The 24,946-nt window shown below is 64.3% G+C and carries 25 protein-coding genes; 17 read left to right on the forward strand and 8 right to left on the reverse strand.

Annotation, left to right across the window (positions count from 1 at the left end; translation table 11 throughout):
- Positions 1–37: 37 nt before the first annotated feature.
- Together VIL88_RS09620 and dnaK are read right to left on the reverse strand one after the other, a co-directional pair.
- Complete coding sequence (locus VIL88_RS09620) at positions 38–1,099, reverse strand: alpha/beta hydrolase (protein ID WP_331988170.1); 1,062 nt, start codon at positions 1,097–1,099, stop codon at positions 38–40.
- A 372-nt stretch (positions 1,100–1,471) separates the two neighbouring features.
- Positions 1,472–3,385, reverse strand: coding sequence for a molecular chaperone DnaK (dnaK, locus tag VIL88_RS09625; protein WP_331988172.1), 1,914 nt, complete (start codon positions 3,383–3,385; stop codon positions 1,472–1,474).
- Positions 3,386–3,611: 226 nt separating this feature from the next.
- On the opposite strand from dnaK, the gene pabB reads away from it, so the two are divergent.
- Both pabB and pncA read left to right on the forward strand, forming a co-directional pair.
- A complete protein-coding gene (gene pabB / locus VIL88_RS09630) occupies positions 3,612–5,396 on the forward strand; it encodes an aminodeoxychorismate synthase component I (protein ID WP_331988174.1) in 1,785 nt (594 codons plus the stop codon).
- On the forward strand, positions 5,366–6,028 hold the full coding sequence (gene pncA / locus VIL88_RS09635) for a bifunctional nicotinamidase/pyrazinamidase (RefSeq protein WP_331988176.1): 663 nt from the start codon (positions 5,366–5,368) through the stop codon (positions 6,026–6,028). Before pabB ends, pncA begins: the two co-directional genes overlap by 31 nt.
- Positions 6,029–6,340: 312 nt before the next feature.
- Here pncA and grpE read toward each other — a convergent pair whose 3' ends face one another.
- Positions 6,341–6,922, reverse strand: coding sequence for a nucleotide exchange factor GrpE (gene grpE, locus VIL88_RS09640; protein WP_414650122.1), 582 nt, complete (start codon positions 6,920–6,922; stop codon positions 6,341–6,343).
- 238 nt (positions 6,923–7,160) lie between these two features.
- Entirely contained in the window at positions 7,161–8,234 is a 1,074-nt protein-coding gene (gene hrcA / locus VIL88_RS09645; RefSeq protein WP_331988178.1) for a heat-inducible transcriptional repressor HrcA, read from the reverse strand.
- A gap of 136 nt (positions 8,235–8,370) precedes the next feature.
- Here hrcA and rph point away from each other — a divergent pair, with 136 nt between their 5' ends.
- The 9 genes from rph to VIL88_RS09690 all read left to right on the forward strand — a co-directional run bounded on the left by rph (position 8,371) and on the right by VIL88_RS09690 (position 14,535).
- Positions 8,371–9,084, forward strand: coding sequence for a ribonuclease PH (rph, locus tag VIL88_RS09650; RefSeq protein ID WP_331988180.1), 714 nt, complete (start codon positions 8,371–8,373; stop codon positions 9,082–9,084).
- Positions 9,081–9,224, forward strand: coding sequence for a hypothetical protein (locus VIL88_RS09655; RefSeq protein ID WP_331988182.1), 144 nt, complete (start codon positions 9,081–9,083; stop codon positions 9,222–9,224). Before rph ends, VIL88_RS09655 begins: the two co-directional genes overlap by 4 nt.
- Positions 9,221–9,862 carry a non-canonical purine NTP pyrophosphatase gene (locus VIL88_RS09660; RefSeq protein ID WP_331988184.1) on the forward strand — a complete coding sequence of 214 codons (642 nt, stop codon included), beginning with the start codon at positions 9,221–9,223 and terminating at the stop codon, positions 9,860–9,862. The genes VIL88_RS09655 and VIL88_RS09660 overlap by 4 nt, the downstream gene beginning before the upstream one ends.
- Before the next feature lie 162 nt (positions 9,863–10,024).
- Positions 10,025–11,179 carry a radical SAM family heme chaperone HemW gene (hemW, locus tag VIL88_RS09665; RefSeq protein WP_331988186.1) on the forward strand — a complete coding sequence of 385 codons (1,155 nt, stop codon included), beginning with the start codon at positions 10,025–10,027 and terminating at the stop codon, positions 11,177–11,179.
- A 68-nt stretch (positions 11,180–11,247) separates the two neighbouring features.
- Positions 11,248–12,135, forward strand: a complete 888-nt coding sequence (gene rsmI, locus VIL88_RS09670; protein ID WP_331988188.1) for a 16S rRNA (cytidine(1402)-2'-O)-methyltransferase — start codon at positions 11,248–11,250, stop codon at positions 12,133–12,135.
- Entirely contained in the window at positions 12,104–12,490 is a 387-nt protein-coding gene (locus VIL88_RS09675; RefSeq protein ID WP_331988190.1) for a YraN family protein, read from the forward strand. The genes rsmI and VIL88_RS09675 overlap by 32 nt, the downstream gene beginning before the upstream one ends.
- Positions 12,491–12,498: 8 nt before the next feature.
- Positions 12,499–13,443, forward strand: a complete 945-nt coding sequence (gene gshB, locus VIL88_RS09680) for a glutathione synthase (RefSeq protein WP_331988192.1) — start codon at positions 12,499–12,501, stop codon at positions 13,441–13,443.
- Entirely contained in the window at positions 13,443–13,823 is a 381-nt protein-coding gene (locus VIL88_RS09685) for a hypothetical protein (protein WP_331988194.1), read from the forward strand. Before gshB ends, VIL88_RS09685 begins: the two co-directional genes overlap by 1 nt.
- 73 nt (positions 13,824–13,896) lie before the next feature.
- On the forward strand, positions 13,897–14,535 hold the full coding sequence (locus VIL88_RS09690; protein ID WP_331988196.1) for a MarC family protein: 639 nt from the start codon (positions 13,897–13,899) through the stop codon (positions 14,533–14,535).
- Positions 14,536–14,571: 36 nt separating this feature from the next.
- Here VIL88_RS09690 and VIL88_RS09695 read toward each other — a convergent pair whose 3' ends face one another.
- Together VIL88_RS09695 and VIL88_RS09700 are read right to left on the reverse strand one after the other, a co-directional pair.
- Positions 14,572–14,694 carry a hypothetical protein gene (locus tag VIL88_RS09695; protein ID WP_331988198.1) on the reverse strand — a complete coding sequence of 41 codons (123 nt, stop codon included), beginning with the start codon at positions 14,692–14,694 and terminating at the stop codon, positions 14,572–14,574.
- Positions 14,695–14,778: 84 nt separating this feature from the next.
- Positions 14,779–15,618: a GH25 family lysozyme gene (locus tag VIL88_RS09700; protein WP_414650123.1), complete on the reverse strand. Its 840-nt coding sequence runs from the start codon at positions 15,616–15,618 to the stop codon at positions 14,779–14,781.
- 174 nt (positions 15,619–15,792) lie between these two features.
- On the opposite strand from VIL88_RS09700, the gene VIL88_RS09705 reads away from it, so the two are divergent.
- The 3 genes from VIL88_RS09705 to VIL88_RS09715 all read left to right on the forward strand — a co-directional run bounded on the left by VIL88_RS09705 (position 15,793) and on the right by VIL88_RS09715 (position 18,921).
- The gene (locus VIL88_RS09705; RefSeq protein ID WP_331988202.1) at positions 15,793–17,316 is read left to right on the forward strand and encodes a YifB family Mg chelatase-like AAA ATPase; all 1,524 of its coding nucleotides are present in this window, start codon (positions 15,793–15,795) and stop codon (positions 17,314–17,316) included.
- Positions 17,317–17,387: 71 nt separating this feature from the next.
- Positions 17,388–17,846, forward strand: coding sequence for an NUDIX hydrolase (locus VIL88_RS09710; RefSeq protein ID WP_331988204.1), 459 nt, complete (start codon positions 17,388–17,390; stop codon positions 17,844–17,846).
- Between the two features lie 445 nt (positions 17,847–18,291).
- Entirely contained in the window at positions 18,292–18,921 is a 630-nt protein-coding gene (locus VIL88_RS09715) for a DUF1294 domain-containing protein (RefSeq protein ID WP_331988206.1), read from the forward strand.
- Here the strand turns inward: VIL88_RS09715 and VIL88_RS09720 are convergent.
- Positions 18,856–19,653: a YafY family protein gene (locus VIL88_RS09720; protein WP_331988208.1), complete on the reverse strand. Its 798-nt coding sequence runs from the start codon at positions 19,651–19,653 to the stop codon at positions 18,856–18,858. The genes VIL88_RS09715 and VIL88_RS09720 overlap by 66 nt on opposite strands.
- 167 nt (positions 19,654–19,820) lie before the next feature.
- Positions 19,821–20,831, reverse strand: a complete 1,011-nt coding sequence (locus VIL88_RS09725; protein ID WP_331988210.1) for an aldose epimerase family protein — start codon at positions 20,829–20,831, stop codon at positions 19,821–19,823.
- Positions 20,832–20,947: 116 nt separating this feature from the next.
- Between VIL88_RS09725 and VIL88_RS09730 the strand changes: the two genes are divergently transcribed.
- The 3 genes from VIL88_RS09730 to xylA all read left to right on the forward strand — a co-directional run bounded on the left by VIL88_RS09730 (position 20,948) and on the right by xylA (position 24,849).
- The gene (locus VIL88_RS09730) at positions 20,948–21,991 is read left to right on the forward strand and encodes a LacI family DNA-binding transcriptional regulator (RefSeq protein WP_331988212.1); all 1,044 of its coding nucleotides are present in this window, start codon (positions 20,948–20,950) and stop codon (positions 21,989–21,991) included.
- Between the two features lie 90 nt (positions 21,992–22,081).
- A complete protein-coding gene (xylB, locus tag VIL88_RS09735; RefSeq protein WP_331988214.1) occupies positions 22,082–23,545 on the forward strand; it encodes a xylulokinase in 1,464 nt (487 codons plus the stop codon).
- Complete coding sequence (gene xylA / locus VIL88_RS09740) at positions 23,542–24,849, forward strand: xylose isomerase (RefSeq protein WP_331988216.1); 1,308 nt, start codon at positions 23,542–23,544, stop codon at positions 24,847–24,849. Before xylB ends, xylA begins: the two co-directional genes overlap by 4 nt.
- Positions 24,850–24,946 lie beyond the last annotated feature (97 nt).

Here is a 24,946-nt window from a genome sequence, read left to right on the forward strand (position 1 = left end):
AGAGCGCCCCTTGGCATCAACAACGGTCTAGCTGCGGCTAGCTGCGGCGCGCCGGCGCGTAGGCCTTGCTCAGCGCGTCTGCCACGTCGCCTTGGGCAAAGAGCGCCCTGGTCACGACGAGGCCCAGGCCGAAAAAGCCCTGCGTCACCCCTTCATAGGTCCAGCAGTTGACCGGCACATGCGCGCGGTCGAGCGCCTCGGCCAAAGCCTCTCCCTCTGAGCGCAGCGGGTCGATTTCAGCAAGCACAATGGTGGCGGGAGCAACGCCCGCAAGATCGCCGCGCGCCAGGAGGTCGAGGCGCGGATCCTTGAGCGTGTCGGGCTCTTCCACGAGGTTGTGGAAGCGCCAGCGCATGCCGGAAAGGCCCACCGGCCGCGCCCGCAGCATTTCGCCATAGGACGGCGTGGAGAGGTCGGCCCCGGCAATGGGATGGATCAACACCTGGTGCAACAGCGTGCCGCGGCGCCGGTCGCGCGCCAGGAGCGCTACGTTGAAGGCAAGGTTTGCCCCCGCATCTTCCCCGGCCACCGCCAGCCGGCGCGGGTCGATGGCCAGTTGCTGGGCCTGGTCCAGCAGCCACGACCAGGCGGCCCAGGCATCCTCATGGGCGGCGGGAAAGCGATGCTCGGGTGCCAGGCGATATGCCACCGACAGGACGACGGCGCCGGTCCGCCGCGCCAGCGCACGGGCCGAAGCATCACCGCTGTCGAGCCCGCCCGTGACGAAGCCGCCGCCGTGGAAATAAAGAATCGCCGGGTTGAGGCGGCTGAGCAGACCCGCCGGGCGATAGAGCCGCGCCGGCAACTCCCCTTCGGCGCCGGCAATCGAAATGTCCTCGGCTTCCACGCCATCGTCGGGCCGCTCGCGGCGCTGGTGACCCAGGATGGCCGCGATCGCCTCTCCCGGCTGCGGCTGCCGCCGCGCCATCTCCGGGGTCAGATGCTCCAGCGGCCTGGCGCCGAGCGCCGTCAGCCGGTCCAGCACATGCTTCATGTCGGCATCGAGCCGGCTCGACGGATCGCCGCTGATCAGCTCGGCCAGGCGGCCGATGGAGTCGGATGGCCGCGGGTCCGGGGAAGAATGGGACTGATCGCTCATGGTCGCCTCGCCTCTCTTTGTCCCAGGATGATCGATGATCGGGAACGCAGTGCGGCACCAATAGGCTCATTTTGCGGCAATGATTCACGTGGAACTCTTCGCGCCGTCCCGCAGGGCAAATCACTCCAGTGGAGCGATTTGAGGCAAGAAGGCCATGAGGGCTATGCCCGAATGGCACGAAGGTCCCCCAACCACGATCGTCATCCCGGGCTTGACCCGAGGACGTTTCACTCGGCGCAACTACCGCAAGTGCAGAGCCCTCATCTCAGCCCCGGGCTGACGCACCGTGGCTGTGCGTGGCTCAGATCAAAGACCCCAGAATCAAAAAGGCCCGGCGCAAGGCCGGGCCTCTTCAATCATCTGGCCTAAAGCTTAGGCCGACTTCTTGTCGTCGTCGTCCTTGACCTCTTCGAAGTCGGCATCGACCACGTCGTCGTCATTGTCGTCGCCCGTACCATTGGCCTTGGCTTCGGCTTCCGCCTGCGAGGCCTTGTACATGGCTTCGCCCAGCTTCATCGAGGCCTGCGCCAGAGCGTCGGTCTTTTCCTTGATCGCTTCGGCGTCTTCGCCATCGATCACGCCGCGCAGGTCGGTGATTGCCGTTTCGATCGCCGTCTTGTCCTCGGCCGAAACCTTGTCGCCATATTCTTTGAGCGACTTCTCGGTCGAGTGGATCAGCGACTCGCCCTGGTTCTTGGCTTCGACGGCCTCGCGCTTGCGCTTGTCGGCTTCGGCATTGGCCTCGGCTTCCTTGACCATCTTCTCGATGTCGGCGTCCGAAAGACCACCCGAGGCCTGGATGCGGATCTGCTGCTCCTTGCCGGTGCCCTTGTCCTTGGCCGACACGTTGACGATGCCGTTCGCGTCGATGTCGAAGGTCACTTCGATCTGCGGCACGCCGCGCGGTGCGGGCGGAATGCCGGCCAGGTCGAAATTGCCCAGGAGCTTGTTGTTGACCGCCATTTCGCGTTCGCCCTGGAACACGCGGATGGTCACCGCGCTCTGGTTGTCCTCGGCGGTCGAGAAGGTCTGCGACTTCTTGGTCGGAATGGTCGTGTTGCGGTCGATCAGGCGGGTGAACACGCCACCCAGCGTCTCGATGCCCAGCGACAGCGGGGTGACATCGAGCAGCAAGACGTCCTTGACGTCGCCCTGCAGCACGCCGGCCTGGATCGCAGCGCCGAGCGCCACCACCTCGTCAGGGTTGACGCCCTTGTGGGGTTCCTTGCCGAACAGCTGCTTAACGACTTCCTGCACCTTGGGCATGCGGCTCATGCCGCCCACCAGCACCACTTCGTCGATCTGCGAAGCCGAAACGCCAGCATCCTTCATCGCCTGCTTGCAGGGATCGATGGTCTTCTGGATCAGGTCATCGACCAGCGACTCGAGCTTGGAGCGCGAGAGCTTGAGCGTCAGGTGCTTGGGACCAGAAGCATCGGCCGTGATGAAGGGCAGGTTGATTTCGGTCTGGGTCGAGCTCGAGAGTTCGATCTTGGCCTTTTCCGCAGCTTCCTTGAGGCGCTGCAGGGCAAGCTTGTCGTTGCGCAGGTCGATGCCCTGCTCCTTCTTGAACTCGTCGGCCAGGTAGTCGACCAGGCGCATGTCGAAGTCTTCACCACCCAGGAACGTGTCGCCATTGGTGGACTTCACTTCGAAGACGCCGTCGCCGATTTCGAGAATCGACACGTCGAAGGTACCGCCGCCAAGGTCATAGACCGCGATGGTGCCGGTGTTCTTCTTGTCGAGGCCATAGGCGAGCGCAGCCGCGGTCGGCTCGTTGATGATGCGCAGCACTTCGAGGCCGGCAATCTTGCCTGCGTCCTTCGTGGCCTGGCGCTGCGAATCGTTGAAATAGGCAGGAACCGTGATCACCGCCTGGGTGACGTTTTCACCTAGGTAGGATTCGGCGGTTTCCTTCATCTTCTGCAGGACCATGGCCGAGATCTGCGACGGCGAATACTTGTCGCCGGAAGCCTCGACCCATGCGTCGCCATTGTCGGCCTTGACGATCTTGAAGGGCACCAGGTTCTTGTCCTTGGCCACCACGGCGTCGTCAAAGCGGCGGCCGATCAGGCGCTTCACCGCAAACAGGGTATTTTCGGGATTGGTCACAGCCTGGCGCTTGGCCGGCTGACCGACCAGGCGTTCGCCGTCCTTGGAAAAGGCGATCATCGAAGGCGTGGTGCGCGCACCTTCCGCATTCTCGATTACCTTGGGATTGGTGCCGTCCATCACAGCGACGCACGAATTGGTAGTGCCCAGGTCGATACCGATGACTTTAGCCATTACTCTAGCCTCTCTTTCAGCGAACCCGTGGTGGAACCCCTCTTGCGAGGCAGTTCCGTGGCCGCAAGGCCGGGTTCCTTGCAACTGGAATGTGCCCATTGCTGGGCTTGCTGGCTATATAGGGGGGTGGCTTGGGGGCTTCAAGCGCCCACAAGACAGTTTTGCGATGGTCCCGACGCTGTTTTGCACCCGTGACGGCCGGGGGAAATCTGCCTAGAACAGCGCCATGTTCACCCCCGGCACCGTGCTGCTTCACGATACGCTCGACAAGGACGGCTCCAACTTCTGGTTCGAGGCGCCCGAGGCGGTTCTGCGCGCCCATACCGCGGCCGAACTCCACCATTGTCTCGCCGAACTGGAGCGCGCCAACCGCGCCGGTCTCCACGCCGCCGGCTACCTCAGCTATGAGGCCGGCTTCGCCTTCGAGGAGCGGCTGGCCCCCCTCCTTGACGGCACGGTGCCGCTGCTCTGGCTCGGACTCTACCGCGCGCCGGAGCAGCTGTCGCTTGCCGAGGTGGACCAGCGCCTCGCCCAACATGCCGCCGATAAATCCGGCGCCGCCCTCGACATCCAGCCGCGCTGGGACCTCGATCGCTACCGGCAGGCTTTCGAGCACGTGATGGCGCTGATCACCGCCGGCGACACCTACCAGGTCAACCTCACCTTCAAGGCCGATTTCCGCCTCGAGGGCGATCCGGTCGCTCTCTACCGGCAGCTCGTGCGCAAGCAGGCGGTGCGCTATGGCGCCCTGATCAACACCGGCGAGCAGTGGGTCCTCTCCCGCTCCCCCGAACTCTTCGTCACGAGCGAAAGCGGCACCCTTTCGGCGCGACCGATGAAGGGCACCCTCCGGCGCGGGCGGACGGTGGACGAGGATGCGGCCGGTCGCGCCGCCCTTGCCGCCGACGAAAAGAACCGCGCCGAAAACCTCATGATCGTCGACCTCCTGCGCAACGACCTGGGCCGGATCAGCGAGATCGGCACCGTCAAGGTCACCGACCTTTTCACCGTCGAGACCTACCGCACCCTCCACACCATGACCTCCGGGATCACCGCCAGGCGACGCCCCGATGTGACGACCGGCGGGCTCCTGCGGCAGCTTTTTCCCTGCGGCTCCATCACCGGCGCGCCCAAGCTGCGCGCCATGGAAATCATCCATGCGGTGGAAGCCGGGCCGCGCGGCCTTTATACCGGCTCGGTCGGCCATTTCGCGCCAGGTGGCGACCTGACTCTCAACGTCGCGATCCGCACCGCGGTGATCGACAAGGACGGAAGGGGCGAGATCGGCATTGGCGGCGGCATCGTCGCCGATAGCGTCGCTGAGGACGAATATCGCGAGGCCCTGCTCAAGATGGCATTTTTCGCCGAACCGGCGCCCACCGTGACGCTGATCGAAACCATGCTCTGGCAAAAGGGCGAAGGCTATTGGCTGCTGGAGCGCCACCTCGCGCGATTGGAAGCCTCCGCCCGCTTTTTCGGCCTCCCGTTTGACCGCGATGCCATCGGGACGCTCCTGACGGGACAATCCTTCGGCGAAGCCCGCATGCGCGTCCGCCTGACACTGGACGAAACCGGCCCTGCCCTTTTCGCCGTACCGCTGCCGCCCAATCCATCGGTCTTCCGCTTTGCCATCGCCCCGCAGCGGCTCAATTCGGAAAGCCTCTGGCTCCTGCACAAGACCACCCATCGCGCGTTCTACGACGAGCCGCGCATCGAGGCCCATACGCGCTGGGGCGTCGACGAGGTGGTCTTCCGCAACCAGCGTGGCGAGCTGACCGAAGGCTCGATCACCAACCTTTTCCTCGAGCGCGACGGCCGCCTGCTGACGCCACCGGTCGGGAGCGGCCTCTTGCCCGGCACGCTGCGCGCCGAACTGCTCGGCATCGGCCGCGCCACCGAACAGGTGCTGACGCTGGACGACCTCGAAGCGGCCGAGGCAATCTGGCTCGGCAATTCGGTCCGCGGCCTCATGCGCGCCGAATGGATCAAACAGGAAGGAGACGGAAGGTGACCATCGAGATCGGGGCTGACGACCTATTGGTCGTGGTCGACATGCAGCACGATTTTCTCCCCGGCGGCAGCTTGGCCGTCCCGGGCGGCGACGAAATCGTGCCGCTGATCAACCAGCTGGGCAAAAGGTTCACCAATGTGGTCTTCACCCAGGATTGGCACCCCGCCGATCACCTGAGCTTTGCCAGCCAGCATCCCGGCAAGGCGCCCTTCGATACCGTGGAACTGGCCTATGGCACCCAGGTGCTCTGGCCCGATCACTGCGTCTGGGCCACCCACGGCGCCCAGCTGTCTGTCGACATCGACATCCCCCATGGCCAGCTGGTGCTGCGCAAGGGCTTCCGCCGCGAGATCGATTCCTATTCCGCCTTCCAGGAAGCCGACCGCCAGACGCTGACGGGCCTTGCCGGCTATCTCAACGAACGCGAGGTCGGGCGCCTCTATGTCGTGGGCCTCGCCACCGACTTCTGCGTCGCCTGGACCGCCATCGACGGCGCCGCCGCTGGCTACGACGTCACGGTAATCGAAGACGCCACCCGCGCCATCGACAGCAATGGCAGCCTGAAACGGGCCTGGACTGATATGGCGGAAGCAGGGGTAGAGCGCATCATGAGCCGGGAGATCCTGGGGTGACGCCGAGCTCTCAGTCGACACCCTCCCCCTTGCGGGGAGGGAAGCGAGATAGGACTTAGCATTTTGCTAAGTCCGTCATCAAGCCGGGTGGGGGTGCGAGGGCCACGATGCCTCTGGTCAAACCCACCCCCACCCTTGATCCCTCCCCGCGAGGGGGAGGGAGTCGACTGCAAACCTTCATCCAAACAAAAATCCCCGCCTCGCGGCGGGGATTCACGTGAAACTTCGAAGCGGCGGCTTGCCGCAAAATCCGTCCGGTGGACGGATTTTAGCTGAGAAGCCATGAGGGCTACGCCCAAATGGCAGGAACCACTAGGCGCTCTTGTCGACCGCTTCGTCACTCGGCACATGGCTCGGGCCACCCTTGGCCACACCCACCATGGCCGGCCGCAACACCCGTTCGCCAATGGCAAAACCGGTCTGCACCACCTGCACAACCGTGCCTTCCGGCTTGCTTGGATCGGGCACTTCGAACATCGCCTGGTGGCGGTGGGGATCGAACTTCTGGCCCTCTGCCTCGATCGGCTTGACGCCATGCTTGGCGAGGAGCCGCTGCATTTCGCGCTCGGCCAGCTCGATGCCCTCGATCAGCGATTTGGTGGTGGCGTCGCCATTCTCGCGCGCCTCGGCGGGCAGCACCATCAGGGCGCGGCTCAGGGCGTCGGTGGCGCTCAGCATGTCGCGGGCAAAGCCGGCAATGGCATAGGAGCGCGTATCGTTGACGTCGCGCTCGGTGCGCTTGCGCAGGTTTTCCATCTCGGCATGGGTGCGCAGCACGCGATCCTTGAGCTCGGCATTCTCGGCGCGCAGCGCTTCCACCGGGTCCACTTCGGGCTCGACGGTGTTTTCGACTTCAGGCGTTTCGCCGGAGGCGGCGTTTTCGTCGCTCATCATTGTTCAGGTCCGCAAGAGTAACTGGTTTGCCCCGCATATCGGCCAAACATGGCGGCAATTCAAGTGTCGCGACGTTTTGGCTCTTTCGCCTCCCACAACGTCCTTCCCGCGCCTCCACCGCGTCATTCCCGCGAAGGCGGGAATCCCCCTTTGGCCCCAGAGGCGCCGGAGAAGGGAGATCCCCGCCTGCGCGGGGATGACGCCGTGGTGCTGGGATCCCCTGGACGGAGCCGCAACCCTACCGCTTCCGCGCCATCATCGCCGAGATCACATGCGCGGTGTAATCCACCACCGGCACGATGCGCGCATAATTGAGCCGTGTCGGGCCGATGACGCCCAGGACACCCACCACCTTGTCATTGGCATCCTTGTAGGGGCTGAGGATCACCGAGGAGCCCGATAGCGAGAACAGCTTGTTTTCCGAGCCGATGAAGATGCGCACGCCCTGCGCCTTTTCCGCATCGCCCAGGAGCTCAAGCAACCCGTCCTTGCTTTCGAGCTCGTCGAACAGCTGCCGCATGCGCAGCAATTCATCGCTCGCCATGGCGTCATTGATAAGGTTGGCGCGGCCGCGCACGATCACCGTCGGCTGGCTGGCGGGAGACGCCTGCGCCAGCGTCGCGATGCCTGCGTCGACCAGCTTCTGCGTCAGTTCATCGAGCTCTTGGCGCTGCTCGGCCCGCTGTTCGCTGAGCGCCTTGCGCGCTTCGGCAATGGTGCGGCCCACCACATGCCGCGCAAGGTAATTGCCCGCCTGCGTCAGCGCCGAGGCGGTGAGGCCCGGCGGTATCTCCATGATGCGGTTTTCCACCTGCCCGTCCTGCCCGACCAGGATCGCCATGGCGCGCGACGCGTCGAGCCGCACGAATTCGATATGGCGCAGCACGAGGTCGCTCTTGGTGGCGATGACCACGCCGGCGCCTTGGCTGAGGCCACTGAGGAGCGCGCTGGCCTCGGTGAGGACGTCTTCCACCTGGCCCCGATGCTGTCCCTCGATGCTCTGGGCGATCTGGGAGCGTTCGGTCTCGTTGACGGCGCCCACTTCGAGCATCGCATCGACAAAGAACCGCAAGCCTTCCTGCGTCGGCGCCCGCCCCGCTGAAGTGTGGGGCGCCGCGATCAGCCCCAGGTCCTCGAGATCGGCCATGACATTGCGCACCGAAGCCGGCGACAGCCCCGACTGCAGCATGCGGCTGAGGTCGCGCGAGCCCACGGGCGAGCCGGTGTCGAGATAGCGCTCGACGATCTTGCGGAAGATGTCCTGGCTGCGGGCATTGAGCACGCTTAAGAAGTCTTCGGGAGGCCTGACCATGCTTGAATAAAATCTTCTGCTTTAACCCTAGGACCTCATTTAAGCGCATTGCTGCCGCCCGCCAAGCCGCCCACGCTTGTGAGCCCGTCCAATGAGGGTTAAGAGGCGGTTAACGGCAATTTTCTGCGGATATCTTATGCGCCCTTCCGGACGTGAGCCCAACCAGATGCGCTCGGTGATCATCGAACGCAACGTCGCGATGAAAGCGGAGGGCTCCTGCCTCGTTTCCTTCGGCAACACCAAGGTCCTGGTCACCGCCACCGTGGAATCGAGCCTGCCCGGCTGGCTGCGCGGCAAGGGCCAGGGCTGGGTTACCGCCGAATATGGCATGCTGCCCCGCGCCACCGGCTCGCGCACCCGCCGCGAGGCAGCCGCCGGCAAGCAATCGGGCCGCACCCAGGAAATCCAGCGCCTGATCGGCCGTTCGCTGCGTGCCGTGGTCGACCTGCAGCTCCTGGGCGAAAACCAGGTCACGCTCGACTGCGACGTGCTTGAGGCCGATGGCGGTACCCGCACCGCCTCGATCACCGGCGCCTATGTGGCGCTGGCCGATGCCATCCGCTGGATGGACGAGCGCAAGCTGACCAAGGGCCAGGCGCTGCGCGACTCGGTGGCCGCCGTCTCCTGCGGCATCTATCGCGGCACGCCCGTGCTCGATCTCGATTACCTCGAGGACGTCGAAGCCCATACTGACGCCAACTTCGTCATGACCGGCTCCGGCAAGTTCGTCGAGATCCAGGGCACGGCCGAACAGGCCCCCTTCTCCCGCGACGAGCTCAACGCCCTCATGGCGCTGGCCGAACAAGGCATCGGCGAACTGACCCTGTTCCAGCAGGAGGCGCTCGCGTGATCGCCTGGCTCCTCAACAAGCTGACCGCCGGTCCGGCACCCAAGCCGGCGGAAACGCCAAGGCCGGTGTCGCCAGAAAATTGTGCGCTCTGGAACGACGTGATGCGGGCGCTCGACGCCAAGCCGAGGACATCCAAATGAGCATCCCCCGCCTCCGCGCCGGCGATCGTCTGGTGCTCGCCACCCACAATGCCGGCAAGCTCAAGGAATTCCAGGAGCTCTTCGCCCCCTTTGGGCTGGAGCTGACCTCGGCGGGCGAACTCGGCCTGCCGGAGCCGGAAGAAACCGGCACCACCTTTGCCGAAAACGCCCGCCTCAAGGCCCATGCGGCAGCCAGGGCCTCAGGCCTTCTGGCGCTCAGCGACGATTCAGGGCTGTGCGTCGATGCGCTGGGCGGCGATCCGGGTGTCTATACGGCTGACTGGGCTGGCGTGCCGCGCGACTTCAACCATGCCATGAAGCGGGTGGAAGATGCCTTGCAGGCGGCCAATGCCACCTCGCCGTCGCAGCGCCGGGGCTCGTTCAACGCCACGCTCTGCCTTGCCCATCCTGATGGCCGCGACGTGATCTACCACGGCCAGTGCTTCGGCACCCTGGTCTGGCCGCCGCGCGGCAACCAGGGCCACGGCTACGATCCCGTCTTCATGCCCGATGGCTATGACCTGACCTTTGGCGAGATGTCGCCCGAAATGAAGCATTCCTGGTGCCCCGGCCAGCAGGGCCTCAGCCACCGCGCGCGCTCCTTCGCCCTCTTCGTGGAGGGGCAGATTGAGCGCTGATCGGACTGCGATGTATCAGTCGTCTCCCTCCCCCTTGAGGGGAGGGATCAAGGGTGGGGGTTCCGGCCTCTCCGCACCTGTCGATCTTGTGGATGGTTCTGAACCCCCACCCCTAACCCCTCCCCTCAAGGGGGAGGGGAACTTGCTCCGTGGGTGCAACCGATGACCGCACCCAACGACCTGTTCGGGATCTATGTGCATTGGCCCTTCTGCGCGGCCAAGTGCCCCTATTGCGATTTCAATTCGCATGTTCATCGCGGGCCCTTCGACGAGATCGACTATGTCGCCGCCTATGAGCAGGAGATCGCCACCATTGCAGCGATGACGCCGGGGCGCATCGTGCAGTCGATCTTTTTCGGCGGCGGTACGCCCTCGCTGATGAACCCGCAGTCGACCGGCCGCATCATCGACGCCATTGCCAGGCATTGGACGATCGACGCGCGCGCCGAGATCACGCTCGAGGCCAACCCGACCAGCGTCGAAGTCGACCGCTTCAAGGGCTACCGCGCCGCCGGCGTCAATCGCGTTTCGCTGGGCGTCCAGTCGCTGCGCGAAGGGCCTTTGGCCGAACTCGGGCGACGCCACAGCGTCGATGAAGCCATTGCCGCCGTGCGCATCGCCCAGTCGGTCTTCGAGCGCTCGAGCTTCGACCTCATCTATGCGCGTCCCAGGCAGACGCTGGAAGACTGGGAAGACGAGCTCAAGGAAGGCCTGTGGCTTGCCCAGGGCCATATCTCCCTCTACCAGCTCACCATCGAGCAGGGCACGCGCTACTTCGACCTCCATCAGGCCGGCAAGCTCCAGATGCCCAACGAGGATCTGGCGGCTGACTTTTACGAGCTGACGCAGGAACTGACCGCTTCGGCCGGCATGCCCGCCTACGAGATTTCCAACCATGCCCGTCCCGGCCAGGAATCGCGCCACAACATGCTCTACTGGCGCTATGGCGAATATGCCGGTATCGGCCCGGGCGCCCATGGAAGGTTGATGATCAACAACCAGCGCCACGCCACCGCCGCCGAGAAGATGCCGTTCGACTGGCAGAAAAAGGTCAAGGCGCAGGGCCATGGCATGGTCGAGGACGACGTCCTCACCTGGGAAGAACAGGGCGACGAGTTCCTGGTCATGGGCCTCCGCCTCAAGGAAGGCATTTCCCCGGCGCGCTTCACCTCCATTTCGGGCCGCAAGATTTCCCCGCGCCAGATCGAGGCGCTCAAAGGCTATGGCTTTGTGGAAACCCTGCCCAACGGCAATTTGCGCGTGACCGAGAAGGGCTTCCCGGTGCTCGACGCCGTCGTCGCCGATCTGGCAGCCTAGGGCCTGCTAGCACGCTGCTAACATGTGCCGCTCCATGTGCTAGCAAATCACTGTCTGGAGGTGCGCATATGGACGACACCAATGCCGGCTATTTCATTGCCGGGCAAAGCTTTACCGCTCCGCCCCTCGCACCGGGCCTCTACGTCGTCGCCACCCCCATCGGCAACCTCCGCGACATCACTATCCGCGCCCTCGAGACCCTCGCCGCCGCCTCGGTAATCCTTTGTGAAGACACAAGAATGTCGGCCCGGCTGCTCGACCACTATGGCATCAAGGGCCGCCGCATTGCCCTTCACGAACACAACGAGCGCGCCAAGGCCGACGACATCGTCAGCCGCGTCGCCGCCGGTCAGGCCATCGCCCTGATCTCCGACGCCGGCACCCCGCTCCTCTCCGACCCCGGCTTCCCTCTGATCCGCGCCCTGACCGAAGCCGGGCAACCAGTCTTCCCTATTCCCGGCGCCTCGGCACTCCTGTCGGCGCTGGTGGTGGCAGGCTTACCCACCGACAGCTTTGCCTTTCACGGCTTCCTGCCTGCCAAGGCCGGTGCCCGCGCCACCGCGCTCAAGGCGCTGGGCGATTCACGTGAAACGCTGGTCTTCTACGAATCGCCCCGCCGCCTCGACGACACTCTTGCCGCCATGGCCGAACTCTGGCCCGACCGGCAGGCCGCCGTGGCGCTGGAACTGACCAAACGCTTCGAACGCATTCATCGCGGAACGCTTCAGACACTCGCGCAGGAATTTGCCGAAGCCGAGACAAAGGGCGAGGCGGTCATCGTCGTTGCCGGTGCCACGGAAGCGGCAACGCCGGACGCCGGCGAGTGGGAGGCGGCGCTGGCCTTGGCCATGGCCGAACAGCCTTTGCGCGCCGCCGTCGACGAGGTCACCGAGCAGTTCGGGCTCAAGCGCAAGGAGGTCTACGATGCCGCGCTCCGGCTCAAGAGCGAAAAGTAGCGCCCGCATTGCCGCCTATCGCGACGGCCATCGCGGCGAGCGGCTGGCCGAATGGTTCCTGCGCCTTCAGCTCTACCGGGTCGTCGCAAGGCGCTACAAGACGCCCGTGGGCGAGATCGACCTCATCCTCGAGCGCTTCGGCACCACCGTCTTCGTCGAGGTCAAGGCTCGCAGCAAGGCGGCCAGCGAAGCCGAGACCTTGAACGCGGTTAATCAGCGCCGCATCATCCAGGTAGCGCGATACTGGCTGGCTCGCCATCCCGCCAAGGCCGCGAGCAATCTCCGCTTCGACGTGATTTTCCTTGCACGCGGGCGATGGCCGCGCCACATCTCCAACGCCTTCGATGCCAGTTGAGAACCACTATGAAGCTCAAAGTAGCGGTCCAGATGGACCATGTCGCCACCATCAATCCGCGCGGCGATTCCACCTTCGCCATGATGCTCGAAGCGCAGGCCCGCGGCCACGAGCTGCTCCATTTTACGCCCGACACCCTGGCTCTGCAGGGCGACATCGTTTCGGCGCTGGCCCAGCCAATCACCGTTTTGGATCAACCCAAGGGCGAGCACTTTACCCTAGGCGAGGCGCAGCGGGTGGACCTTTCCACCCAGGACGTGGTGCTGATGCGCCAGGATCCGCCCTTCGACATGAACTATATCACGCTCACGCACCTGCTCGAGCGCATCCATCCCAAGACGCTGGTGGTCAATCCGCCCGCCGCCGTCCGCAACGCGCCTGAAAAGATCCTCGTCACCGATTTCCCCGAGCTGATGCCGCCGACGCTGGTCACCCGTGACCGGGACATGATCCGCGATTTCCGCCGCGAGCACGGCAACATCATCGTCAAGCCGCTCTATGGCAATGGCGGCGCCGGCGTCTTCTTTATCCAGGAAGGTGACCACAACCTCGCCTCGTTGCTCGAACTCTTCGAGCAGAACTATCGCGAACCCTTCATGATCCAGAAATACCTGCCGGACGTCCGCAAGGGCGACAAGCGCATCATCATCATTGATGGCGAACCGGTGGCCGGGCTCAACCGCATTCCAGCTGACGGCGAGGCGCGCTCCAACATGCATGTCGGTGGGCGCCCCGAATTCATCGAGCTCACCGAGCGCGACCGGGAGATCTGCGCCACCATTGCCCCCGCACTCAAGGACCGCGGCATGATCTTTGTGGGCATCGACGTCATCGGCGATTACCTCACCGAAATCAACGTCACCTCCCCCACCGGCATCCGCGAGATCAAGCGCTTCGGCGGACCCGACATTGCCGTCATGATCTGGGATGCCATCGAGAAGCGCCGCCGCTGATGTGGCTTTTGCTGGCGGCGATCCTTGCCTTCTGCGGCTGGTTCCTGTTCCGCCGCTTGCGCCGCACGGCGCCGGTCGATGATCGGCTGACCCTGCGCTTCTGGCGCAACTCGGTGGTCGTAACTGGCCTCTACCTCCTGTTCATCCTCCTTGGCGCCGGCCTCACGCGCATCATGGTCGGCTTCAACAATTCCAACTTTGCCGACGTGGCGATGGTTGGCTTCTTCATCCTCTGGGTGCTCTACGGAGCCGTCTGGCTCCTGCGCTTCCTGCCCAGCACCCGGCCGAAGCCCGGCTGGCTGACGCGGAGCCGCGTCTGGCTCGACACCGCCGCCCTCCTCACCCTCGCCGCCCTTGCGGCAGGCGCCCGGATGGTCTGAGGCCGCCTAAACCTCTTCTGGGCAAAGCCGTGCAATCGGGCTAGCACTAGCGCCACCAGCCGGAACCAGCGTCATGCCCACGACCACCTTTCTTGTCGCCTTTGCCACGCTCTTCGCCACCGTGGGCGTTGCAGACATCGCCTTCATCTTTGCCGCACTCACCAAGCGCAACACGGCCCAGGAGCGCTTTGCCTTCGCGACGCGTGGCGTCATCATCGCTGTCTTGATCCTCCTGCTGTTCGGCGTCCTGGGCAATCCGATTCTCGACCTCTTCGGCATCACCATCCCGGCCCTGCGCACCGCGGGCGGCCTTCTGCTGTTCCTGATCGCCATCGACATGGTCTTTGCCCGCCATTCGGGCGGCACCGGGACGACCGACGAGGAAGAGGTGGAAGCCCGTCAGCGCGAGGATATCGCGGTCTTTCCCCTGGCGATGCCGCTGCTTGCCGGGCCCGGCGCTATCAGCGCCGTGATCCTTCTGACCACCGGCACCAAAACCGATCTGGAATTCTGGGCGGTCCTGGCGGCGATCGTGGTGATCCTGTTCCTGGCCTGGCTGACGCTTCTTGTCGCCATTCCCATCCAGCGCCTCCTGGGGGTGACCGGCCTTGCCGTCGTGTCGCGCATCATCGGCATCCTGTTGGCGGCGCTGGCGGTGCAGTTTGTCTTTGACGGCATCAAGACCAGCGGCATCCTTAGCGGCGCGGCCTGACAAAGCAAAACGGCCGGTTTGCACCGGCCGCTTGATCTACTTCTTTGCCGAATTGCCGGCACTGCCGGAGCCGAGCCCCGTCACATTCTTGGCCGCCTCGACCTTGTCCTTTTTCGGCTTCTTGGCTTCCTTGTTGCTGCGCATCTGGCCCTTGGCCATGGCTGGTCTCCTCCGCTTTGGGCATGCTGCCCAGCTAATGACCCAGGAAGGCTAGACCTCGCCTGCCGCGCTGGCAAGCCAAAGCTATTTGGCCGATTGGCACCTTCCGGTGGGTGCCAGCGCCGCAATGGCGCGTGGGTCGCAGCCGGTCAGGAGGAACTGGATCCACTCGTTCTGTCCGCCATAGAAGGCATTGCGGTCGACCTCGCCCTTGACCCCGCGCACCACGCCGGTCTGCGTCCACTGCCAGAAGGTCCAGGTGCGGTTGCTGTAGCGCTCATGCGGCTCGGCAGCAGTGGAGCGCAGCCAGAAGGCATTGGGGAAGTATTCCCCGTTCAGCACGTCGCGGTGGAAGTTCATGTCCGTATAGATGATCGGCAGCTTGCCGGTGTGACGCTCCATGGCGTCGAGCATGACGCGGATCTTTTCCAGCGCATCGGCACGGGACGGCTTGTTCTTGCAGCTCGAATGGTTGTTCCACTCGAGGTCCAGCACCGGCGGCAGCGCGTCGGGATCGGCGGGCACGTTCTGGATGAACCAGGCTGCCTGCTCCGAAGCCAGCGAGCACCAGGTCATGAAGTGATAGGCGCCGCGCGGCATGCCCGCATCGCGTGCCCGCACCCAGTTGGTGCGGAAGTTGGGATCGAGATAGTCGCGGCCTTCGGTGGCCTTCATGAAAACGAAGTGGATGCCGGACTGGAAAGCCTGGCGGAAATCGACGTTTTCCTGGTAGCGCGCCACGTCGATGCCCTGGATTGGCATGCCGCGGGCCCGATCCACGCCCGAATGGGGGCGATTGTCCCCCTGGATCGGGCCATAAAGGCCGCCCCCTGAAGAGCAGGCGACGAGAATCGCGGCCAATATGGCTGATGCCGCACCCTTGGCTATTCCCGAAAGTGATGGAAAGGACCGGCTGGCAAGCATCGGGCAGAACTCACGCAATACAAACTACTGCCTTCAATTCACATGCGCGGGTTAACGCGCGATTATGTTTACCAGTGTGGCAAACAGCATGGTTAACACTTCACAATGCGTTCGCACTATGTTCTTGTAAGATGATCAACGTGCCGGTCGCATGACGTACTTGGGGGAGTACAGATGGTCACCCGTGTCGCAACCGTAGCCTTTCAGGGCATCGAGGCCGTGCCGGTCGACGTGCAGGTGCAGATCGCACCCGGCCTGCCCAACTTCATTCTGGTAGGCCTGCCGGACAAGGCGGTCAAGGAATCCGGCGAGCGTGTCCGCGCCGCGTTGCATGCCTCCGGCCTGGGACTTCCACCCAAGCGCATTACCGTCAATCTGGCGCCGGCCGACCTGCCCAAGGAGGGCAGCCACTACGACCTGCCCATAGCCCTCGGCATCATGGCGGCGATCGGTGCCATGCCCGCCGACGCTCTCGACAACTACCTTGCCCTGGGCGAACTTGGCCTTGACGGCCGGCTGGCCCATGTTGGCGGCATCCTTCCTGCTGCAATCGCCGCGCAGGGTCGCGGGCTCGGCCTCATCTGTGCCGCGGGTTCCGGTGCCGAGGCAGCCTGGGCCGGCGAGGATCTCGACATCATCGCCGCCGAAAGCCTCCTAGCGCTGGTCAATCACCTGACCGGCCACCAGCTGGCGGCGCGACCGCGGCCGCTCAAGCACCGGCCCAATGGCGAACTCCCCGACCTGATCGACGTGCGCGGCCAGCAGGTGGCGCGGCGCGCACTTGAGGTGGCGGCCGCAGGCGGCCACAACATGCTGATGATCGGTCCGCCCGGTGCCGGCAAGTCCATGCTCGCCGCGCGGCTTCCCTCTATCCTGCCGCCGCTCAATCCGCGGGAACTGCTCGATATTTCGATGATCCAGTCCATTGCCGGCGAACTGGTGAATGGCGCCCTGTCGGATCGCCGGCCCTTCCGGGCGCCCCATCACTCCGCTTCCATGGCTGCGCTGGTGGGCGGCGGCCTGCGCGTCCGTCCCGGCGAAGTCAGCCTGGCCCATAATGGCGTGCTGTTTCTCGATGAACTGCCTGAATTTGCCCCCAGCGTGCTCGACTCGCTGCGCCAGCCGCTGGAATCGGGTGAGACGGTCATTGCCCGGGCCAATGCGCGGGTGACTTATCCCAGCCGGGTGCAACTGGTGGCGGCGATGAACCCGTGCAAATGCGGGCAGGCCGGCACGCCGGGCCATACCTGCAAGCGCGGCAAGGCTTGCGCCGACGATTACCAGGCGCGCATCTCCGGTCCATTCCTCGATCGCATCGATATCCGCATCGACGTGCCTGCAGTCACCGCTGCCGATATGATCGCGCCATCCGCCGCGCCGGAAAGTTCCGCGGCAGTCGCCGAGCGGGTTCAAGCGGCGCGCGACCGGCAACGGCAGCGCTATGCCGCCCACAGTGCGCCCGACATCTTCACCAATGCCGCCGCCGGCCCCACCCTGATCGAGGCGGTGGTCAATCCCGACCGCGAAAGCCAGATGCTCCTGCTGCAGGCAGCCGAGCGCTTCAACCTGTCCGCCCGTGCCTACCACCGCGTCCTCAAGGTCGCCCGCACGCTCGCCGATCTCGCTGGTCTCGACAAGGTCGGGCGGCCGCACATTGCCGAGGCGTTAAGCTACCGGCTGAACCTGGGAACGGCATGACGGAATCACAGGCCTTGTCTGCGTGAACCTAGCGCCCTAGGTCTGCCGGGAACTTATGACGGAGACAGGTGATGCAGCAGCATCGGATTTCCTGCGGTGCCCTTGTGGTCCGCGATAATGCCATTCTGCTGGTGCGTCACCATCGTGCCGGCGAACACGATTTCTGGGCGGCTCCTGGGGGCGGGGTCGAGGGCAATGAGGAACTCGCCCGCACGGCTGAGCGGGAGACACTCGAGGAGACAGGTCTCCACGTCATGGCAACGCGACTGGCCTATATCGATGAACTCTGGAGCGCCGAGCAGCGGGTACTCAAGTTCTGGTTTCTCGCCGAACCCATGTCAGGCGAGATCGACGTTTCACGCAACCCCGCTTCCGGTGAGTCTATCGTGGCGGCGCGCTGGTTCCCGCTGGATGCACTGCCGATAGGTCCGGTTTTTCCAGAACCACTCCGCACCCGCTTTCCCCGTGACCTTGCCGCCGGCTTTCCTGGCGCCATCAAGCTGCCGCTGCGGCAGATGCAGTTCAGCTGAGACCAAGTGCTCTGCGAGCAAAACCGTTCTGATCGGTACCTCCCTTGACCGCCTGATCCGTCCAAGGGGAAGATCGCCCCAGTGGCGCGATTTAGGTGAGGAGGACGGGAGGTGATTTGGGGATGGCCACCATCTGTGGGCTCTACCCACCAGCCGTTACACTCGGGCTAGACCCGAGGGCTCTGCACTTAAGGAACCTTGGGTTAAGCAAAGAGCCCTCGGCTCGAGCCCGAGGGTGACGCTCAGTGATTGGGAAAGTCTCCTACCGAAATCAGAAACTCACCCCCACCTCCCTCACCATAGCCTATTATCCCCTGATCCACCCCGCGCGGGTGGCCTGTGGATAGGTGTTTCACGTGAATCTGCGGATTGTCGAACCAGCGGGCATGAAGAACCATTAACCCCTGCCGCATATTGCTGATCGTGCGGCAGCGGCGGGTTTGGCATGCGACGATCGGGCGAACTGGTCCAGTGGAACAACAAGGGTGGCTATGGCTTCGCCCGTGATGAAACGGGCAAGGACTACTATGTCCACATCTCGGCCGTTGCCGATGGCGCGCGGCCCAAGCAGGGCGACAAGGTCTCCTTCGACATCGGCAAGGGCCGCAAGGGCAAGCCTGCCGCCAAGGATGTGGTCGTCACCAGTGTCGCGGTGGCCCCTATATCGCGGGAGCGCCAACAGAGTACCGGTGTATCTCCGCTAAAGGTCGGCCTCCGGACCGCCACGGCCACGATGATGACGCTGCTTATCCTTTGGGCGGTGGCTTTTGGTCGGCTGCCGGTGTGGCTCTGCCTGCCCTATGCCTTCATGGGCGCGGCATCCGCCCTGCTCTACCGCTTCGACAAGCGCTACGCCATCAGCGGCCGCTACCGGGTCAGCGAAACCAATCTCCACGTGGTCGATCTATGCTTCGGCATCATCGGCGGCCTTTCGGCGCAGGAAGTCTACCGCCACAAGACGGTGAAGCCGCGCTTCGTCGCCACCACCTGGGCCATCGCCCTGCTGCATCTAGTCGGGTTGTCCGCCTTTGCCTTCGGATGGCTCTGGCCGCTCCTTGGGGTCCTCGTGCGCTGATTCACGTGGAACAGCGTCGCCCGTTTCGCTGTGACGCTCAAACCAGCGGTCGTGCTGCCAGCTGTCCCGCCACTCACGCTCCAGCACGGCGCGGCGCTTGCCATAACGCTGGTCGGTTGCCGCCAGGGCGATGATGCGGTCGGTGCGGAAGTTGCGGAACGCGCCACGAAGGCAGCACCAGGCGGCGATCACCTGCTTGCCCTCATAATAGGCCAGCTGCACGGGCCAGATCGTGCGCTCCGAGGCGTTGCGCCCTTCGTCCTCATAGCTGATGGTGAGTGCCTTTTCAGTGCGCATGGCCTGCCGCACTTCACCCAGGATCGGCATCGGCTTCTTGTTGCGGCTCCACACCGCCATGGGCCAGAGGCCCGTGTCGTTGATCCGGTCGCGCAGATCCTCGGGAGACGCGGTGGCGATCTTGGCCAGGGCATTCTGCGCCGCAAGGCTGAGGCCGTCATCAGGCTGCGCACCCACCCAGCGAGCACCCAGCACCAGCGCCTCAAGCTCTTCGGCGCTGAACATCAGCGGCGGCAAGAAAAATCCGGGTTTCAGCATATAGCCGACCCCCGCCTCGCCATCGATGGGGGCGCCGAGCCCGATAAGCGTTTGCACGTCCCGGTACATGGTGCGGACGGAGACGCCCTGTTCCTCGGCCAGGGCCGCAGCCGTGACCGGACGCCGGTGGCGCCGCAAGGCATCCATGACTGCAAACAGCCGTTCGGTCTTGTCCATGGCGCGTCCTCCCCCGGGGGGACTAGCTGCCAGATTCCGCTCGCGACGCCAAGCCTCCGGCAGGGCGACGCGATCCCAGAACCACAGACCGTCGGTTGCATGTTCTCTCTCCACGACGGAGAGAAACTGAGGGCATCACCTGACAGCCCGCGTCAGCAGGCCTCGCATCAGGCGATCTCGAACTCGCACCAGTGCGAATAGGGGCGGTCGGGGCTGTAGATTACATTGGGGAAGTGCGGATTGTGCACCGCATCGGCGAATGCCTGGTCTTCGAGGCAAAAGCCTGCGTGCTTCTTGTAGGTCTTGCCGTTCAGCCCCGGCACCGCCACGTCCGTCCAGACGCCGTTATAGACCTGGACACCCGGCCGGTCGCTCCAGAGCTTGAGCGTGAGGTCACGGTCGGGGGAGACCACGGTTGCGATCGGGTCGGAAAAGCTGCGCCCGGTATCGAGAACAAGACCGATGTCATAGTCGACGGGACGGCCCGCCGCGTCGCGCATGGTGCGGGGCTGGCGCAGGTCATAGATGGTGCCCCGCGACGGCAGGATGGCGCCCGTCGGGGCGAGGTCTGCGCCCAGTTCGGTATAGGCGCTGGAATTGACCTGGATCGTATGGTCGAGCACGTCATCACTCGTGCCGAGGTTGAAGTACTGGTGCTGAACCAGGCTGATCGGCGTGGCGCGGTCGGTGGTCGCATGCAGCGCCAACCGCAGCCGATTGCCCTTGAGCGTATAGGTGGCAGAGAAATTGACGTTGCCTGGATACCCCATCGCGCCATCGGGCGAATGGAAGGTAAAGCGTACGGCATTGTTGGCTTCGTCCACCTGCCCATCCCAAACCTGGCGCCCAAGCCCCTCTTCTCCGCCATGCAACTGCAGGTCGCCGGCATTGGGGGGCAGCTGGTAGGTCTTGCCGCCGAGCTCGAAGCTCGCGCCCTTGATGCGATTGGCAACGCGCCCTGCCAGCGAACCGAAATGCGGGCTATGTTCGGCATAAGCGTCCATGGTGTCGAAGCCGAGCACCACGGAACGTTCTCCGCCGCTCACCGGCACACGCCAGTCGCGCACCGCCACGCCATAGCCGATGATATCGACGCAAACACCCGTGCTGCTCTCGAGGCGGAACTGGTCGACGCGCTTGCCCTTGAATTCACCGAATGTCGAAACCGCTATGGCCATGCCCTGCCTCCTCTTTAGCGGGCTCACCTGTAGCCTGCTTTTTCCGCCACCTGCAACGTCACACTTGACCTTTTCGCCTCCGGTCCCTTTGGTGGGAGCAACAGCAGGGAGACGACGTGAACGACATCGGGTTGAGGCGCCGGGCAACGGTACATGATGTGGCACGCCAGGCCGGCGTTTCGCTGGCGACGGTGGATCGTGTGCTCAACGGCCGGGCGGGCGTGCGGCCCCAGACAGTGGAAAAGGTGGAGGCGGCCATTGCCCAGATCGGCTTCCAGCGCGACCTGGGCGCTTCGCTTCTGGCCCGATCGCGCGACCTGCGGATGACCTTCATCCTGCCCGATGGGTCCAACGAGTTCATGGCCAGCCTTGCCGAGGCGGTGGAGCGTCGCGCCGGCCCCGCCCTGTCCGATCGCGTTCACATCGAGATGCAGCGGGTCCGTACCCTAGACGCAGCGGCCCTTGTCGCCTGTCTCGACCGGCTGGACCCGCGCCAATGCGACTGCGCCATCATTGTAGGCAGCCAGGAGCCCTCGGTGCAGGCGGCGGTGGACGCTGCCAGCAAGCGGGGCGTGGTGATTATAACGCTGGTGTCGGACCTGCCCGGCACGCAGCGCCGGCACTTCATCGGCATCGACAATGTCGCTGCCGGCCGCACTGCGGCTTCGCTGATGGGGCGCTTCCTGCCGCAGGGCGGCAAGGTCGCGATAATTGCTGGCTCCCTCCACTTGCGCGATCATGCCGACCGGTTAGCCGGGTTTGAGGCAGCGCTGGCCTCCGAGTTCCCCCAGCTTCACCTTATCGGTCCCGTGGAGGGCCATGACGAAAGAAGTGAAACCGAAGCCATCATCGGCGACCTTCTGGCCAAGCATCCCGACCTTGCGGGCATATACAATCTCGGCGCCGGCAATGGCGGCCTTGTCGCAGCACTTGAGGCGAGGCAGCAGCCGGGAACGATCCGGGTCATTGCCCACGAACTGACCGGCCCAACCCGGCAAGGCCTTGAGGCGGGCGTCATCGACGTGGTGCTGGACCAGAACCCGGACGGCGAAATCCGCGAAGCCATTGCGGCTGCCCGCATGCTCGCCTTGGGCGGCAATGGCATGGGCGAAAGCAATTCGATTGAAATCGGGATTTTCCTGCGCGACAATCTACGCTAGAAGACCGGCACTCAAGCACAACGGCGGGGGCTTCAAGGCCCGGGAGGACGTTCAGATGGTGTTGTTTCCCGTTCATGAGGTACGTGCCTCATGACCTATCTCGGCATCGATATCGGCACGTCCGGCGTCAAGGCGCTACTGATCGACGATCAAGGCAAGCCGCTCGGGGATGCCTCGGCGCCTGCCGTCGAGCCGGTCCGCCCCCATCCGGGCTGGTCCGAACAGAACCCCGCCGACTGGTGGACAGCAACTCTTGCCGCTGTCGACACGCTGAAACAAAGCCACCCGGCAGCCTTGGCTGCGGTGCGCGGCATCGGCCTCTCCGGCCACATGCATGGGGCAACGCTGCTGGGCAAGGACGATGCGGTGCTCCGCCCCTGCATTCTCTGGAATGACGGCCGCTCGGCAGCCGAATGCGCCGAGATGGAAGCGGCGCTGCCGCAACTGCGCGACGTTGCCGGCAACATCGCCATGCCGGGCTTTACGGCACCCAAGCTGGCCTGGGTGCGGAAGAACGAGCCAGCAATTTTCGAGCAGATCGAAAAGGTCCTGCTGCCCAAGGCCTATGTTCGCCTCCTGCTGAGCGGCGAACACGTCGAGGACATGTCCGACGCGGCCGGCACGCTCTGGCTGGACGTTGCACGGCGCGACTGGTCTGATGAACTCCTTACCCTCACCGGCCTCACCCGCGCACACATGCCGCGGCTTGTGGAAGGGTCGGCAGTTGCCGGACAGCTCAAGGCAGATCTGGCGCAGCGCTGGGGCATGACGGGCGAGGTCGTCATCGCTGGCGGGGCTGGCGACAACGCCGCTGCCGCCTGCGGTATTGGTGCTATCCGCCCCGGCGAAGGCTTTGTCTCGCTGGGCACTTCAGGCGTGATCTTTGTGTCCAACGACAAGTTCCGCCCCAACACCGCTGGTGCGGTTCACGCCTTCTGCCACGCCATTCCAAACACCTGGCACCAGATGGGCGTGATCCTTTCGGCCACAGACTCGCTGAACTGGCTGTCACGCATCACCGGGCAAAAGCAGGCCGATCTGGCCGCTGCTGCCGAGGCGCAATTCACTGGGCCAGGCGAGGAAATCTTCCTGCCCTATCTTTCGGGTGAACGGACGCCGCACAACAATGCCGCGGCTCGTGGATCCTTTGTTGGCCTTTCCCAATCCACCGACACGGCCAAGCTTGCCCAGGCGGTGATGGAGGGGGTGACCTTTGCCTTCCGCGACTCGCAGCGCGTGCTTCAGGATGCCGGCACCAGCATCGGCCGCCTCCTGGCAGTGGGTGGCGGGTCGAAGTCGCCGCTCTGGCTGCGCATGATCGCCACCAATCTCGACACCGAAATCGCCCTGCCCGAGGACGGTGACTTCGGTGGCGCCCTAGGTGCGGCGCGGCTGGCGCTGTGTGCCGCCGAGGGAGCCGATCCGCAGGACGTGATGACCATGCCGCCGATCAAGACCATCATCGCGCCCGACACCAAGCTGTCGGCCGCTTATTCCGATCAATATGCGCGCTATCGCGCGCTCTATCCTGCCATCGAGGAGGCACGTTCGTGAGCGATTTTTTCAGAGGCCTGGAGAAGGTCAAGTTCGAAGGCACAGGGAGCAAGAACGCGCTCGTCTACCGCCACTACAACAAGGACGAAATGGTTGCCGGCAAGCGCATGGAAGACCATATCCGCCCGGCCATTGCCTATTGGCACACCTTTGCCCAGGAAGGCGGCGACCCGTTTGGTGGCCGCACCTTTGACCGTCCCTGGTTCGACAAGGGCATTGAGGGTGCCAAGCTCAAGACCGAAGTGGCCTTCGAGTTCTTTGACCTGATCGACGTGCCCTTCTTCGCCTTCCACGACGTGGACGTCGCCCCCGAAGGCGAAACGCTGGCCGAATCCAACAAGAACCTCCGCATCATTGGCGATCTCATCGCCCAGAACATGCAGCGGACCGGCAAAAAGCTCCTCTGGGGCACCGCCAATCTTTTCAGTAATCGCCGTTACATGGCAGGCGCCGCCACCAATCCCGATCCGGAGGTCTTCGCCTATGCCGCCGGCCAGGTGAAGGCCGTGCTCGAACTGACCCACGAACTGGGCGGCGAGAACTATGTCCTTTGGGGCGGCCGCGAGGGATACGAAACCCTCCTCAACACCAAGATCGGTCAGGAACAGGACCAGATGGCCCGCTTCCTCCACCTGGTGATCGAACATGCCGAAAAGATCGGCTTCACCGGCCAGATCCTGATCGAGCCCAAGCCACAGGAGCCATCGAAGCACCAGTACGACTTCGACGTCGCCACGGTCTTTGGCTTCCTGCAGAAGTACGGCCTGGAAAAGAAGGTGAAGTGCAACATCGAGGTCGGCCACGCCTTCCTTGCCGGCCACAGCTTCGAGCACGAACTGGCCGTTGCGTCCTCGCTCGGTATGCTGGGTTCGGTCGACGCCAACCGCAACGACCTTCAGTCTGGTTGGGACACCGACCACTTCCCCAATAATGCCGGGGAGATGGCGCTGGCTTTCTACTACATCCTCAAGCAGGGCGGTCTCGGCAAGGGCGGCTTCAACTTTGACGCCAAGGTACGCCGCCAGTCGCTCGACGCTGCCGATCTGCTCCACGGCCACATCCTGGGTCTCGACACCCTGGCTCGCGGTCTCAAGGGCGCTGCGGCACTGATCGAGGATGGCGAATTCGACCGCCTGCTCGACGACCGTTATGCCGGCTGGAACTCCGGCATCGGCGCCGAGATCCTGGGCGGCAAGCTCAGCCTGGCTGACATCGCCGCCCGCGTCGAAGCCGAAGGCATCAACCCGCAACCCCGCTCGGGCCGGCAGGAATATCTGGAAAACCTGGTCAACCGGTACGTTTGATTTTGTGGGGCGGGCCGCGCGCCCGTCCCAAACGCGATCGTCACCCTCGGGCTCGACCCGAGGGCTCTTCACTTGCCCATCGCACCGCTAAGTACAG

The organism is Devosia sp. (assembly GCF_036563435.1).
GTDB lineage: Bacteria > Pseudomonadota > Alphaproteobacteria > Rhizobiales > Devosiaceae > Devosia.

Coding starts and splice junctions, on each gene's coding strand:
- rph (WP_331988180.1), top strand. CDS start 8,371: ATGCGCCCTTCCGGACGTGAGCCCAACCAGATGCGCTCGGTGATCATC.
- hemW (WP_331988186.1), top strand. CDS start 10,025: ATGACCGCACCCAACGACCTGTTCGGGATCTATGTGCATTGGCCCTTC.
- VIL88_RS09715 (WP_331988206.1), top strand. CDS start 18,292: ATGCGACGATCGGGCGAACTGGTCCAGTGGAACAACAAGGGTGGCTAT.
- VIL88_RS09620 (WP_331988170.1), bottom strand. CDS start 1,099: ATGAGCGATCAGTCCCATTCTTCCCCGGACCCGCGGCCATCCGACTCC.
- VIL88_RS09685 (WP_331988194.1), top strand. CDS start 13,443: ATGTGGCTTTTGCTGGCGGCGATCCTTGCCTTCTGCGGCTGGTTCCTG.
- VIL88_RS09705 (WP_331988202.1), top strand. CDS start 15,793: ATGGTCACCCGTGTCGCAACCGTAGCCTTTCAGGGCATCGAGGCCGTG.
- VIL88_RS09700 (WP_414650123.1), bottom strand. CDS start 15,618: ATGCTTGCCAGCCGGTCCTTTCCATCACTTTCGGGAATAGCCAAGGGT.
- pncA (WP_331988176.1), top strand. CDS start 5,366: ATGGATCAAACAGGAAGGAGACGGAAGGTGACCATCGAGATCGGGGCT.
- VIL88_RS09695 (WP_331988198.1), bottom strand. CDS start 14,694: ATGGCCAAGGGCCAGATGCGCAGCAACAAGGAAGCCAAGAAGCCGAAA.
- rsmI (WP_331988188.1), top strand. CDS start 11,248: ATGGACGACACCAATGCCGGCTATTTCATTGCCGGGCAAAGCTTTACC.
- VIL88_RS09710 (WP_331988204.1), top strand. CDS start 17,388: ATGCAGCAGCATCGGATTTCCTGCGGTGCCCTTGTGGTCCGCGATAAT.
- gshB (WP_331988192.1), top strand. CDS start 12,499: ATGAAGCTCAAAGTAGCGGTCCAGATGGACCATGTCGCCACCATCAAT.
- VIL88_RS09675 (WP_331988190.1), top strand. CDS start 12,104: ATGCCGCGCTCCGGCTCAAGAGCGAAAAGTAGCGCCCGCATTGCCGCC.
- VIL88_RS09690 (WP_331988196.1), top strand. CDS start 13,897: ATGCCCACGACCACCTTTCTTGTCGCCTTTGCCACGCTCTTCGCCACC.
- dnaK (WP_331988172.1), bottom strand. CDS start 3,385: ATGGCTAAAGTCATCGGTATCGACCTGGGCACTACCAATTCGTGCGTC.
- VIL88_RS09660 (WP_331988184.1), top strand. CDS start 9,221: ATGAGCATCCCCCGCCTCCGCGCCGGCGATCGTCTGGTGCTCGCCACC.
- xylB (WP_331988214.1), top strand. CDS start 22,082: ATGACCTATCTCGGCATCGATATCGGCACGTCCGGCGTCAAGGCGCTA.
- hrcA (WP_331988178.1), bottom strand. CDS start 8,234: ATGGTCAGGCCTCCCGAAGACTTCTTAAGCGTGCTCAATGCCCGCAGC.
- VIL88_RS09725 (WP_331988210.1), bottom strand. CDS start 20,831: ATGGCCATAGCGGTTTCGACATTCGGTGAATTCAAGGGCAAGCGCGTC.
- VIL88_RS09720 (WP_331988208.1), bottom strand. CDS start 19,653: ATGGACAAGACCGAACGGCTGTTTGCAGTCATGGATGCCTTGCGGCGC.
- pabB (WP_331988174.1), top strand. CDS start 3,612: ATGTTCACCCCCGGCACCGTGCTGCTTCACGATACGCTCGACAAGGAC.
- grpE (WP_414650122.1), bottom strand. CDS start 6,922: ATGATGAGCGACGAAAACGCCGCCTCCGGCGAAACGCCTGAAGTCGAA.